Below are 13,766 nucleotides of genomic sequence, written 5' to 3'. Positions count from 1 at the left end.
GCGGCGGGTACTTTATTTTTTAAGTTTTGCTTTTATAAACTCAAAGGATCATCGCGCAATTTTTTATCTCTGCCGTGGGTGATTCGATACAAAACGGGCAATACTAACAGTGTTAACGCAGTCGAAGATAGAATCCCTCCAATAACCACCGTTGCAAGCGGGCGCTGCACTTCTGCGCCGGTTCCAGTAGCTAATGCCATCGGTAAAAATCCAATCGATGCCACCAATGCGGTCATCAAAACAGGACGTAACCGTGTCAGTGCACCTGTTTGAATGGCTTCGTCTAAAGGGATGCCTTTTTGAATCAGATCGCGAATAAATGCCAACATCACCAGTCCATTTAGTACCGCCACTCCTGAAAGCGCAATAAATCCAACGCCAGCGGAAATAGAGAGCGGAATGTCGCGCAACCATAGTGCCAATATCCCTCCGGTTAATGCAAACGGTACACCGGTAAACATCAAAAGTCCGTCTCGGAAATTTCCAAACATGGTGTATAGCAAGATAAAAATTAAGGCTAATGCCAATGGAATGACAATCTGCAAGCGTTGTGCAGCAAAAATCATTTGCTCAAATTGCCCTCCCCAGGTTGTCCAGTAGCCTGGGGGAATGCGAATTTTTTTATTAATCAATTGTTCTGCTTCGTTCACAAAAGAACCTAAATCACGACCGCGCACATTAGCCGTTACTACAATACGACGCTTACCATTTTCCCGGCTGACTTGGTTTGGACCTTGTGTCATTTCAAAGCTGGCTACTTCACCTAAGCTGACAAAAACAGGCGTGGCAGCCTGGGTTGCTTGGCCTCCTTGCATTCCTGCTCCCTGCGGTGCATTAGCTGGCAACGCCATGCTTTGCAATGGAACGCTGATGGGTAAACGTTTTAGTGCTTCAATATCAACACGTAAGTGTTCAGGTAAACGTATTTGCAGATCAAAACGTCGGTCGCCTTCAAAAATCAATCCAGTGCTTCTTCCGCCTACAGACATCGCTACCACATCTTGTACATCTCGGCCATTTAAACCATAGCGCGCCATTTTGGTACGATCCATCTGGATGGATAGCACAGGCAAACCAGTTACCTGCTCTGTTCGCACATCTGCAGCACCGGGCACAGTTACTAGTAGTTGTTCGATTTTCTCACCGATATCCAATAACTTATCGAGATCATCGCCAAATACCTTGACGGCAACATCAGCGCGCACACCTGACAGTAATTCGTTAAACCGCATTTGTATCGGTTGGGTAAATTCGTAATTGTTACCAGGAACCTGGTTTACTGTTTTTTCCATTGCTGCGATTAATTCAGCTTTGGTTCGGTAGGAACCAGTCCATTCCGATTGAGGTTTTAAAATGATGAAAGTATCTGCCACGCTGGGTGACACGGGATCGGTAGCGATTTCAGCAGTGCCAATTTTGGAAAATACGCGTTCGACTTCGGAAAAATTTTTGATGGTTTTTTCGAGTTCGTTTTGCATGTCAATGGCTGTGGTTAGACTGGTACCTGGAATACGGAGTGCGTGCAAAGCAATATCTCCTTCATTCAAACTGGGTACAAACTCACTGCCAATGCGTGTTAGCAACAGACCGGATAGTACGACAATCACAATCGCAATGGTCACAGTCAGCTCGCGGTTGTTTAGGGTTGCTGTCAGTAATGGTAAATAAGCTTTTTTCGCCCACTGCATGATACGGTTTTCTTTTTCTTGCACTTTGCCAGATAGAAAGAATGCAATTGCAGCCGGTACGAAAGTAATCGAAAGAATCATCGCGCTTACCAATGCAGTGACTACTGTCAATGCCATCGGGTGAAACATTTTTCCTTCTACCCCGGTTAAGGCAAAAATTGGTAAATACACAATGATGATAATGAGCTCGCCATAAATTAGGACCCGTCGTGCTTCTTTAGAAGCATCAAATACCAAATCGAGACGTTCGGATAATGTTAATTCCCGTTTTAATCGCATCTGCTCGTGCGCCAACCGACGAATGCTGTTTTCGACAATGACGATTGCACCATCCACAATAATGCCGAAATCAATCGCGCCTAAGCTCATCAAATTAGCGCTGACATGGTTGGTTACCATGCCAGTGAAGGTAAATAGCATCGATAAAGGAATGACAAAAGCAGCGATGAGGGCGGCGCGCAAATTACCCAAAAACAACAGCAGTACGACAATAACCAGCGCCGCTCCTTCAATCAGATTGGTGGCTACGGTATGGATCGCTTTATCGACTAGCGTGGTACGATCGTACACGGGTGTAGCTACAACGCCTTCCGGTAAACTTTGATTGATTTCGATTAATTTCTTTGCAGCAGCTTGTGAAACGATCCGACTGTTTTCTCCGATCAGCATATGCACGGTGCCCATGACGACTTCTTTGCCATTTTGCGTCGCGGCGCCATTGCGTAGCTCTTTGCCAATCAACACATCAGCTACATCCTTGACACGAATCGGCATGCCTTGCGGTGAACCAATAATAATGTTGCTCACTTCTTCGATATGCGTGACTTGTCCCGGAATACGAACCAGTTGTTGCTCACCGCTTTTTTCAATATAACCGGCACCTACATTCAGATTATTTCGTTCCAAAGCCAATATGAGGTCTGCCAGTGTCAAACCGAGCGAGATCATTTTCTCGGGATAAGGCACCACATGATATTGCTTGACATATCCGCCGACAGTGTTGATTTCGGTAATGCCTTTCACCATTCGGAGCTGAGGACGAATTATCCAATCTTGAATTTCGCGCAAATCCGTCGGTGTATATTCACTACCGTCCGGTTTTTTGGCGCCTTTTTCAGTATCAACGGTCCACATGAAGATCTCGCCCAAGCCAGTGGAAATTGGCCCCATGATCGGTTCAATTCCGATCGGCAAGCGGCCCTTTGCTTCTTGAATTCGTTGGCTGACTTGTTGTCGAGCAAAATAGATATCGGTACCATCCTTAAAGATCACGGTTACTTGCGATAATCCATAACGAGAAATCGAGCGGGTGTAATCCAGCTTTGGCAGACCTGCCATAATGGTTTCAATCGGGAAAGTGATACGTTGTTCTGCTTCAATTGGTGAGTAGCCCGGTGCATTTGTGTTAATTTGCACTTGTACATTGGTGATATCAGGAACTGCATCAATTGGAAGGTGTTGATAGCTATAAATGCCTATTGCAGCCATCATCGCGATTGCAAGTAACACTAATCCGCGTCGGTAAATCGATAGGTGTAAAATTGCTTCTAACATGATGAGTTACTCGAGAGGAATATTGCATCTAATGATCATGGCTTGCCCCTGCTTTACCTGCTTCGGCTTTCAGTGCAAAGCTATTTCCAGCGGCGTAGCGGTCTCCTGCAGTTATTCCTTGCAAAACTTCTACCATTTCGCCATCACTGAGTCCCATTTCTAATGGGCGTACTTCGAAAAACTTATCGTAGCGCCCAAAAACCACCGACCAATCACGAAATGTTTGTATGGCACTGGCTGATACCGCAACCGGAACTTTGATTTCTTCAGACACCAACTCAACATTAACAAACATACCGGGACGCCATTTGTTGTCTGTATTGTCCAGTTCAACCCGGGCAGTGGCTGTGCGTGTTTGTCCGCCGATTAGCGTAGAGATATACGTGACGGTGCCTTCGCTTTCAATATTCGAAGCCGTCGCTTTCACTTTGGCTTTTTGATTCACGTGGATTGCACCTAAGTCTTTAGGATAAACAGTCACAGCCGTCCAGATGGTATCTACGTCTGCAATGGTGTAAATCTCCCTGTCTTCCTTCACCGCTTCACCGCGGGCTATGGCCTTGGCGATAATAATGCCAGAAATCGGTGATCGAACGATAAAATTAGAGAAATCAGTAGCTTGGTAATGCGTTTCGGGTTTTACCCCCAATGCGCGCAATTTGCTTGTGGCGACTTCCATATTGATCTGTGCTTCTTGCCACAATTCTTCTGCATTTAAAAAATCCTGCTTGGCAGAGATTTTTTCTTCCCAGAGTTTTTTTTCGCGTTCGTAAGTTGTCTTTGCTAATCCCAGTCGCTTCTTCGCAACAAAATATTGGCTGCGTAAGTCCGACAAAGCTGGGCTTTCAATGGTAGCTAACACATCGCCTTGTTTGACATGTTGGCCATGATGACCTTGCACGTCCGTTACCAATCCAGGAACCCGAGGGACGACTCTAACGATATTGTGTTCATTAAAAATGATTTCGCCAGGTAATTTGAGTTTTGGTTTAATCACTGCAGGTCCCGCAGTGAGTAACTCAATGCCCATGCTAGCCAGCATTTCATCAGGCATTTCTATCCGACCTTCCAATTGACTGTAACTCCAATGCATTATTTTCCCGCTGCGTTCAACTGCGATTGCTATATCAAAAGAGTGCGGTTCTTCGACGACTTGGTCGCTCAATAAATATTCCGCTTCCGGCTTAAACTTGAATAATTGCGCAGGTGCTCCTAAGCGGGTTAACGTAATTGCAACTGTCGCGGATGCAGGGGGAATCAATTTGTCTTTCTCGTATAGGTATAGCCTAAACTGCGGAGGTACGCCTTTTTCAAAGATAGTCACTTCCACTGCAAAATCGTCCTTTTTGAACAATCTTCCTCCTCTGGGTCCGGTGTCTGGTTGATTGTCGGTCGCGATTTCGATACTTGCGCCATCATCTGAATGTGTCGAGATACCAGAAGGTTTATCCAAAGTGAGAATTAATACTGCTAGCATAATTCCTACTGCAATCACCGCTACGATAGGTTTGAGTTGGGCTTGATTTATCATTGCATTTCTCGGACGTGTATTTATTTTTTCGGGAAGGAGGGTATATCTTTTTGACGGGCTTTGACGCTATCGATTGGTGCGGCAATCAGGCGTTCAATGTCATTTACTAAACGTTGATAGTTGGCTAATGCGCGTACATAGAGCACTTGGTTCTGGAATAACACACGTTGCGAATCGAGTAATTCCAATAAACCGAATTTTCCTAATTCATAACCTCTTTGCATCACATGAAAAGCATTTTTTGCACCAGGCAATATTTCGTCTCGCAAGATGGTGATTTCATTCCAGGCTGCAAGTATCATTTCATAAGCCTGTGCTAGCTCGGTTTTTAGCCGTAATTCGGTTGCGGCTTGTTCGTCTATGGCCTTATCGATGCGCTGATGCGCTTCTTTGATGCTGCCTTGGTTGCGGTCAAAAAGAGGAAGTGGAATTGCTATGCTTGCAGTGGCCGTGGTACCGCCTAGCTGCGCATGGTGCACAGCGCCTGCACTGACAGTCAGGTTAGGAATTGCACGGGTTTGTTCTACTTTTAATAATGCTTTGCGGTGCTCAACGTTCTTTATTGCACGAAGCGTCAGAGGATTTGCTAAGACACGTTCTTCGAGCGCATGTAATTCGGGTGGTGCAGCTAATACTTCAAGATCACCTAAAGCTTTATTGAAATGAGGTGTCACGCTATTCCATAACAGCGCTAGACGTTTGCGTGCGCCGAGTAGATCTCTTTGTGCCTGCTCTTGTTCAATGCGGGTAGTGGATAGGCCTATTTTTACTCGAGTTTCCTCAATCGGCGCAACTTTCCCGCCGTGTACTCGTTCGGACACGGTGGTTACTACATTTTGTGCAATGCGTTGGGTTTCTTCAGCAAGCCTCAAACGTTCTTGCGCAGCCAATACTTCAATAAATACGCTTGCTACCCGGGCGATAATTTCGATTCGTTTGGCTTCGTAATCATTTCCAGCAAGTTCTTCCCCTACCAAAGCCGCATGAGTGCGAGCAGCGCGCTTGCCGCCCAATTCGATTAATTGATATAGGCGAATCGTCGTGAGTTGTTGTACAACTTCCTGCGAGACGCCCTCGATAGAGTTAATGCCACCTTTGAGCGGTTGTATATTTCCGGCATTTTCTACGTTGGCGACCAATTCGGGATTTTTAAGTAAGCCTGCCTGTAGTGTTGCTCCTTCCAGTGCACGCATTTCTTTGGCAAAAGCTGCTAACTCTGGATTCTGCAGCAAAGCTAAATTGATTGCATCACGTAGCGTTAAATCACCTTCCTTTTCATTGCTGCTGAAATGCTTAGCGTGGTTCCTTGCATCGGTTATAGGGTCCGGCAAAAGCGTTAAAACATCGGCGTTAACATTTACTGGAACAAGGAAATCTAGTATTAGAATTGTACTCGCCAGCATAATTCTAATTTTATTTAATGCTAACCCATTACCAAGCGCTGGGAATAAATCGATATCGCGCCATTCCATGGAGTCCTCCATAATTACTGAATGCTCTAATTAAAACATGTCGTTACGAAAACAGAAGAGAACGTATCGACTCGTTTTTGTGATATTTGCTAGCAGAACCCGCAAATATCACCACTATTACAGCTTAATTAGTGGTTAGATTTGAAGGAGGACGGAGCGGTAAATCGGGGATGATTTCCGGGATGAGTGTTGAGATATGAATGATCACAGCTTCTGTGGTCACTTGTTCAAAAACTTGTGGTAGCGAATGAAAGAAAAAAGGTTGATATTGCCCTGCAGAATGCAAGCATAAATGCGTTGCAGCATCGGGATCAATGCCATCTTTAGCAAGACTATCGCGATGAAAAGCTAAGTGTGCGATCGGATCCGCTGGAATGGCTTGGCGCGCATGATCCAGTTCGTGTGCAAATACCTCTCCCCTAAAAGACAAACTGAGCCCATTTACTAGTATGCATACTACGAGCATAGTAATTATTGGGGTGGAGAGGAATTTATTCATGCGAAGCTGTAAGATGCGCCTATATCATTTTTATTCTCCTATGATTTCATAGAATCATCAAAGTTGCAATTCCGCAATGTAATTTTCCAGGAAGCCTTCTCAGTGAGGCATTTTGTCGCAAGAGGTAAGAGAATTAAGTCCGGAAGCAATTAAAAAGGCGTGACGCCTTCTTGGGCCAGCATGCTAACTAGAGTAATCAAAGGGAGTCCAATGAGCGCATTCGGGTCATCGCCGCTCATTCGCTCTATTAATGCGATTCCTAAGCCTTCCGATTTGGCGCTTCCTGCACAGTGATATGGTTGCTCTTTAAGTAAATAGTTTTCAATTTGCTGATCAGTTAATTGACGGAAAGTTATTTGATAAGGTACTAGCTTCGATTGTAAACAGTTTGTGGCGCTATTTAATAGACATATCGCAGTGAAAAAAATGACTTCTTTGCCACTCATGCTGCGTAGTTGTCTGGCCGCATTGTCATGATTCATCGGTTTATTCAGATAAGTGTCGCCGAGTAAAGCTGCTTGATCGGAGCCAATAATCAGTGCCTGTGGAAAAATCTTAGCGGCCTTGCGTGCTTTTAGTTCGGCCAAGCGAATGGCGGTATCTTGTGGTGGTTCAGAAGGTAACGGTGTCTCATCAACATGCGGGCTTAATGTTTCAAATGGGATTTGTAGGCGTTGCAGCAATTCTTTTCGGTAAATAGAACTCGAAGCTAAAATTATTTTTTGCATAGGTATAATTGCAAGTTAGCGTTTGTTTATAGTTTTTTATGACATTTTTTGACAGTCAGATATAAAAAATATAACATGCGCGCCTTATGTCTGTAAGATTTGTGATAGATCCCATTGAATTTGTAAATAATGCGAGCGTACATCGTGATAAGATTGCGATGCGTGAATTGGCGCGTTTACGCGATGTGTTGTACAGCGATGAAGGTGCATTAGATTATCAAATTGAAGGTCATGTTGACTTGAATGGTAGACCCAGTTTAAAACTCTCGATAGAGGGCGATGTGTATTTGGTTTGTCAGCGTTGCTTGAATAGCTTGGCGCGTGATGTGGCGATAGAAAACTATCTATATCTTGCTAGAAACAGCGCTGAACTTGATCGAATTAATGAAGATAATAATATTGACGCAATTTTGGCGATCCCTGAATTGGATGTTGTCGATTTAATAGAAGAGGAGCTTATTTTAAGTTTGCCGATTTCTCCGAGTCATGGGGATAATCAATGTAGCCCTTATCAATCTGGTTTAAATAAGACTTCTATTGATAATAGATCACAATCTGCTAATTCATTTTCGGCGTTATCAGTACTTAAAAAAACAAATTAAGGAGTTGTTTTAATGGCAGTTCAGCAAAATAAGAAATCCCCTTCAAAACGTGGGATGCATCGTTCACACGATTTTTTAACGAACCCCCCATTAGCGATTGAACCTAATACAGGAGAGGCACATCTACGTCATCATATCAGCCCTAATGGCTATTATCGTGGTAAAAAAGTCATTCAAACTAAAGACGACTAAATATTTGTTGTGCTGATATGTTGCTGATGTTTTTTTAGTTCTTAGTTATAAGCGAATCGAGAATCAAAATTGGATGTTACTGTGGCAATTGATTGTATGGGGGGAGATCATGGCCCCCATGTAACGGTTCCTGCTGCCCTCAAATACCTTCAACAAGATCCTGAGGTTAATATTGTATTGGTTGGAATTGATGATGCCATAGAAGCGGAGTTACGGGCCGCAAAAATGACGGCCAATACACGCATTCGCTTACATCCAGCAAGTCAAGTGGTCAGTATGGATGAAGCACCAGCATTGGCTTTGCGATGGAAAAAAGACTCATCGATGCGGGTGGCTATCAATTTGGTTAAAACAGGTGAAGCTCAGGCGTGTATCAGCGCAGGGAATACCGGTGCATTACTTGCTACATCGCGATTTGTATTGAAAACAATCCCGGGCGTTGATCGCCCAGCCCTTGCAGTCATATTACCTACGATTACAGGGCATACCTATGTGCTCGATCTTGGAGCGAATGTTGACTGTACCGCAGAGCATTTGTTTCAATTTGGAATTATGGGTGCATCCTTGGTTTCTTCTTTGGAAAACAAAGCGTCTCCTAGTATCGGATTATTAAATATCGGTGAAGAAGATATCAAAGGTAACGATACCGTTAAGCAAGCCGCAGAATTGTTGCGAAACAGCAAGCTAAATTTTTATGGTAATGTAGAGGGCGATGATATTTACAAAGGAACAACGGATGTTGTGGTATGTGATGGGTTTGTCGGAAACGTTACACTAAAAACTTCAGAAGGCTTAGCACAAATGCTGGCGACTTATTTGCGAGAGGAATTTCGTCGAAACTTGCTGACAAAATTGGCCGGAGTTATCGCTCTGCCTGTGATTAACTCGTTTAAACGTCGCGTCGATCACCGTCATTATAATGGTGCGAGTTTTTTAGGGTTACGCGGCATTGTTATCAAGAGTCATGGATCTGCAGATGAATATGCCTTTGGGTTTGCGATTAAGCGGGCTGTCGAAGAGGTCCGAGGCGGCATGCTGCGTCGTATTAGCGAACATGTCGCAGAGCTTTCTGTTCACTCAAAAATTTTACCGAAAATTCATTAATGTATTCAAAAATTACTGGTACTGGTAGTTATTTACCCGACAAAATTCTTACCAATCAAGAATTGGAAAGAATGGTTGATACCAGTGATGAATGGATACGTTCCCGTACTGGTATTACGCAGCGCCATATTGCTGGGGAAAATCAGGTTGCCAGTGACTTGGCATTGTATGCCAGTCAAAATGCTATGCAAGCTGCTGGAGTGACGAACAAAGATATCGACTTAATCATTGTTGCTACCACAACGCCAGATATGGTTTTTCCGAGCACTGCGTGTATATTGCAAAATAAATTGAGCATCGATAATTGCCCGGCTTTTGATGTTCAAGCAGTTTGTAGCGGCTTTGTGTATGCTTTGGCTACGGCCGATATGTTCGTCAGTTCGGGTAAATGCCGCAATGCGCTCGTGGTAGGCGCCGAAATCTATTCTAAGTTGATTGATTGGAACGATCGAAACACGTGTGTTTTGTTTGGAGATGGCGCTGGCGCGGTAGTGCTTTCACAAAGTGACAACCCTGGTATATTATCTACACACTTGCATGCTAGCGGGGATTACTGCGATGTGTTATCGGTTCCAGGCAGCATTAGCGGTGGAAAGGTTCAAGGCAATCCTTATATCAGTATGGAAGGTAGCGTCGTTTTTAAATTTGCTGTCAAGGTGCTCGAAGAAGTCGTTCAGGAAGCTGTGGCAAAAAATAACCTACAACCCACGGATATTGATTGGTTAATACCACACCAAGCGAATATCCGTATCATACAATCGACAGCAAAAAAACTAGGTATACCGATGGATAAAGTTGTGGTCGCGGTAGATAAGCATGGTAATACTTCGGCGGCATCGATTCCGCTTGCGCTCGATATTGCTGTGCGCGATGGTCGTATTCAATCGGATCAATTGGTACTACTGGAAGGTGTTGGTGGCGGCTTTACCTGGGGCGCTGTTTTACTACGCTGGTAATTATGACGATGAAGCTCGCATTCGTTTTCCCTGGTCAAGGCTCTCAATCAGTCGGCATGATGAGCGGCTATTCTGATTTATCGGAAGTTCAGCAAACTTTTGCGGAAGCATCTGAGGTACTCCATCAAGATTTGTGGTCACTGGTTTGCACAGGACCGGCTGATGATCTCAATCAAACAGTGAATACACAGCCTTTGATGCTTACAGCGGGTGTTGCCGTGTATCGTGCTTGGCAAAGCTTAGGTGGTAATGCTCCCGCAATTCTTGCGGGGCACAGTTTGGGTGAATATACTGCGTTAGTTGTATCGGAGGTGCTGAGTTTTAGAGATGCTCTTGAATTGGTGCGCTTCCGCGCACAATCCATGCAGCAAGCTGTTCCCGAAGGTGTGGGAGCAATGGCGGCGATCTTGGGGTTGGAAGAAAATATTATTAGTACAGTATGTGCTGACATAACCGGTCAAGCCAAAGACGAGGTGGTAGAGGTCGCTAACCTCAATTCTATCGGGCAAATTGTTATTGCGGGACATCGGCATGCTGTCCAAAAGGCAATTGCAATATTGCAGTCTCATGGCGCAAAGCGTGCGATCATGCTGCCTGTTAGTATTCCTTCGCATTGTTCGCTGATGCAGCCGGCGGCTAATAATATGCAACAGCAATTAGCACAAAAAACTTTAAATATACCCAAGCTACCAATCTTGCATAATGCGGATGTGACATCACGCATTGATGCGGCATCAATCAAAGATATTCTTATTCAACAGCTTGTTAGTCCTGTGCGGTGGATTGATACGATACGTGCTTTTGCAAATCAAGAGGTAACGCATATTGTTGAATGTGGTCCGGGAAGAGTTTTAATGGGGCTGAATAAACGTATAGAGCCTAAATTACAGCATTTGTCTTTATTCGATCGACAATCAATCGAACAAGCCATTAATCTTTTACAATAAAAATTATGAAAGGTATTTATAAAGAATTTCGCACGCTGAATATGGAGTGCTATTTTGGAAAATAAGATAGCACTGGTTACAGGTGCAAGTCGTGGGATAGGTCAAGCTATTGCGCTCAAGCTAGGACAGAATGGAGCTGTTGTGGTGGGTACTGCAACAACTGAAAGTGGTGCTAATACTGTTACACAATATCTTGAGAAATCGGGTATTAAGGGAAGCGGCATTGTTCTCAATGTAAATAACTCAGAACAAATTGATCAAACATTTCAAAACATTCGTGAGAAATTTGGTGAGATAGAGATTCTGGTTAACAACGCCGGAATTACGCGTGATAATTTGTTGGTGCGAATGAAAGATGAAGAATGGGATGAGATTCTTGAAACCGACCTTAAATCCGTGTTTCGCCTAAGCCGGAGTGTGTTGCGTGCTATGATGAAAGCGCGTTACGGGCGAATTATTAATATTTCTTCTGTGGTTGGTTCCATGGGTAACGTGGGACAAGCTAATTACGCAGCTGCGAAGGCGGGGATGATTGGGTTCACCAAGTCATTAGCACGCGAAGTCGGTAGTCGAAATATTACTGTGAACTGTGTGTCACCTGGCTTTATCGACACGGACATGACACGATCATTACCTAATGAGCATCAGCAAAGCTTGATTCAACATGTTCCCATTGGCAGGTTAGGTCGCCCTGAAGAAGTCGCTGCAGCAGCTGCTTTTCTTGCTTCATCGGCAGCAAGCTATATTACCGGTACTACGTTGCATGTGAATGGTGGAATGTACATGGATTAATCGCTGCTGCGAGCACTCAGAAAATAAAATATGATCTATTAATGAACTAAGGCTCTTTGAATGATTCAGATCCGGGGAAAGACAAAAAAGTAAGGGATGTTACAGTTTTGTTGGATTCAAAAATTTGTTAGAATTAGAAAGTTTTTCTTACCTGAAAAGGAATGTATTTAGATGGAAAATATTGAACAGCGTATAAAAAAAATTGTTGCTGAACAATTGGGTGTAAATGAAGCGGAAGTTAAGAATGAATCGTCGTTCGTTAACGACTTAGGCGCTGATTCACTGGATACGGTTGAATTGGTCATGGCATTAGAAGAAGAGTTTGACTGCGAAATTCCTGATGAGCAAGCAGAAAAAATCAACACTGTTCAAGAAGCGATTGATTACGTGTCTGCTCACACCCATTAAAAGCCCTGTTCTTTTATAGTTTTCATCAGAGTGGAGTTATTTTGTCCAAACGTAGAGTGGTAGTCACTGGATTAGGTATTGTCTCGCCTGTCGGAAATACAGTAGAAAGCGCTTGGGAAAATATCATTTCAGGTAAATCTGGAATTACTAGGATTAGCCGGTTTGATGCTTCTAATTTCACTTCACAAATTGCTGGTGAAGTGAAGGATTTTGATATACAAAAATATCTGTCGGTCAAAGAAGCAAGGCGTATGGATACTTTTATTCACTTTGGTATGGCAGCCGGGATTCAAGCTATCCGTGATGCGAATCTGGAGGATTTGACGCATCTTGATGCGGAAAGAATTGGCGTCAATATCGGATCAGGTATTGGTGGATTGCCAATGATAGAGAATACTGATGCTGTTTATCATGCGGGTGGACCTCGTAAAATATCTCCCTTCTTTATTCCCAGCACTATCATTAACATGATCGCCGGTAATTTATCCATTATGTACGGATATAAAGGACCCAATATAGCGATCGTTACCGCATGCACTACTGCTACGCATAGTATTGGTCACTCGGCACGGATGATTGAGTACGGTGATGCAGACGTCATGATATGCGGAGGTGCGGAATCCTGCGTGACACCGCTTGCCATTGGTGGTTTTTCTGCTGCTAAAGCGCTGTCGACAAGTAATGATAATCCTGCATCTGCGAGTCGTCCTTGGGATATTGCCAGAGATGGTTTTGTACTTGGAGAAGGCGCCGGTGTTTTAGTAATAGAAGAAATGCATCATGCTCAGAAACGCGGCGCAAAAATTTATGCGGAACTGGCAGGTTTTGGCATGAGTTCGGATGCATTTCATATGACAGCTCCCAGTGATGATGGAGAGGGTGCGGCTCGATGCATGTCGGGTGCGTTGAAAAATGCAGCAATTAACGTTGATGAAGTCGATTATGTTAATGCGCATGGTACCTCTACACCGCTTGGTGATTTTGCTGAAACGGTTGCGGTTAAGCGTTGTTTTGGTAATCATTCAAACAAACTCGCGATTAGCTCAACAAAATCGATGACAGGACACTTATTGGGTGCCGCGGGTGGAGTAGAGGCCATATTTTCTGTGCTTGCAATCCATCACCAAATTGCACCGCCTACGATTAATCTCGTCAACCAAGATCCCCAATGCGATTTGGACTATGTTCCGAATGTGGCTAGAGAAATGCCTATTAAGGTTACATTATCCAATTCCTTCGGATTTGGAGGTACAAACGGAACACTTGTGTTTCGAAAAATTTAACACATGATAT

The 13,766-nt window shown here is 43.9% G+C and carries 13 protein-coding genes; 8 read left to right on the top strand and 5 right to left on the bottom strand.

Features of this window, described 5'->3' with window-relative positions:
• Positions 1 to 32: 32 nt before the first annotated feature.
• The 5 genes from W03_RS11800 to W03_RS11780 form a co-directional block, all read right to left on the bottom strand.
• Positions 33 to 3,242: an efflux RND transporter permease subunit gene (locus W03_RS11800; RefSeq protein ID WP_244073528.1), complete on the bottom strand. Its 3,210-nt coding sequence runs from the start codon at positions 3,240 to 3,242 to the stop codon at positions 33 to 35.
• 28 nt (positions 3,243 to 3,270) lie between these two features.
• The gene (locus W03_RS11795) at positions 3,271 to 4,773 is read right to left on the bottom strand and encodes an efflux RND transporter periplasmic adaptor subunit (protein WP_244073527.1); all 1,503 of its coding nucleotides are present in this window, start codon (positions 4,771 to 4,773) and stop codon (positions 3,271 to 3,273) included.
• Positions 4,774 to 4,793: 20 nt separating this feature from the next.
• The gene (locus W03_RS11790) at positions 4,794 to 6,245 is read right to left on the bottom strand and encodes a TolC family protein (protein WP_244073526.1); all 1,452 of its coding nucleotides are present in this window, start codon (positions 6,243 to 6,245) and stop codon (positions 4,794 to 4,796) included.
• A 124-nt stretch (positions 6,246 to 6,369) separates the two neighbouring features.
• On the bottom strand, positions 6,370 to 6,711 hold the full coding sequence (locus W03_RS11785; protein WP_244073525.1) for a hypothetical protein: 342 nt from the start codon (positions 6,709 to 6,711) through the stop codon (positions 6,370 to 6,372).
• Between the two features lie 182 nt (positions 6,712 to 6,893).
• Positions 6,894 to 7,472 carry a nucleoside triphosphate pyrophosphatase gene (locus W03_RS11780; protein WP_244073524.1) on the bottom strand — a complete coding sequence of 193 codons (579 nt, stop codon included), beginning with the start codon at positions 7,470 to 7,472 and terminating at the stop codon, positions 6,894 to 6,896.
• 86 nt (positions 7,473 to 7,558) lie between these two features.
• Here W03_RS11780 and W03_RS11775 point away from each other — a divergent pair, with 86 nt between their 5' ends.
• From W03_RS11775 to fabF, 8 genes are all read left to right on the top strand, one after another.
• Entirely contained in the window at positions 7,559 to 8,074 is a 516-nt protein-coding gene (locus W03_RS11775) for a DUF177 domain-containing protein (protein ID WP_244073523.1), read from the top strand.
• A gap of 12 nt (positions 8,075 to 8,086) precedes the next feature.
• Positions 8,087 to 8,266, top strand: a complete 180-nt coding sequence (gene rpmF, locus W03_RS11770; protein ID WP_244073522.1) for a 50S ribosomal protein L32 — start codon at positions 8,087 to 8,089, stop codon at positions 8,264 to 8,266.
• A 69-nt stretch (positions 8,267 to 8,335) separates the two neighbouring features.
• The gene (gene plsX / locus W03_RS11765; RefSeq protein WP_244073521.1) at positions 8,336 to 9,370 is read left to right on the top strand and encodes a phosphate acyltransferase PlsX; all 1,035 of its coding nucleotides are present in this window, start codon (positions 8,336 to 8,338) and stop codon (positions 9,368 to 9,370) included.
• Positions 9,370 to 10,326, top strand: a complete 957-nt coding sequence (locus W03_RS11760; RefSeq protein ID WP_244073520.1) for a beta-ketoacyl-ACP synthase III — start codon at positions 9,370 to 9,372, stop codon at positions 10,324 to 10,326. Before plsX ends, W03_RS11760 begins: the two co-directional genes overlap by 1 nt.
• Positions 10,327 to 10,334: 8 nt before the next feature.
• Positions 10,335 to 11,273: an ACP S-malonyltransferase gene (fabD, locus tag W03_RS11755; RefSeq protein WP_244073746.1), complete on the top strand. Its 939-nt coding sequence runs from the start codon at positions 10,335 to 10,337 to the stop codon at positions 11,271 to 11,273.
• Between the two features lie 51 nt (positions 11,274 to 11,324).
• On the top strand, positions 11,325 to 12,065 hold the full coding sequence (fabG, locus tag W03_RS11750) for a 3-oxoacyl-ACP reductase FabG (protein WP_244073745.1): 741 nt from the start codon (positions 11,325 to 11,327) through the stop codon (positions 12,063 to 12,065).
• Positions 12,066 to 12,236: 171 nt separating this feature from the next.
• On the top strand, positions 12,237 to 12,473 hold the full coding sequence (acpP, locus tag W03_RS11745) for an acyl carrier protein (protein ID WP_244073519.1): 237 nt from the start codon (positions 12,237 to 12,239) through the stop codon (positions 12,471 to 12,473).
• A 41-nt stretch (positions 12,474 to 12,514) separates the two neighbouring features.
• A complete protein-coding gene (gene fabF, locus W03_RS11740) occupies positions 12,515 to 13,756 on the top strand; it encodes a beta-ketoacyl-ACP synthase II (protein ID WP_244073518.1) in 1,242 nt (413 codons plus the stop codon).
• Positions 13,757 to 13,766 lie beyond the last annotated feature (10 nt).

Source organism: Nitrosomonas sp. PY1, assembly GCF_022836435.1.
GTDB lineage: Bacteria > Pseudomonadota > Gammaproteobacteria > Burkholderiales > Nitrosomonadaceae > Nitrosomonas.
The sequence above is the reverse complement of the archived record's forward strand: the minus strand, read 5'-3'. Positions and strand labels throughout refer to the sequence as shown.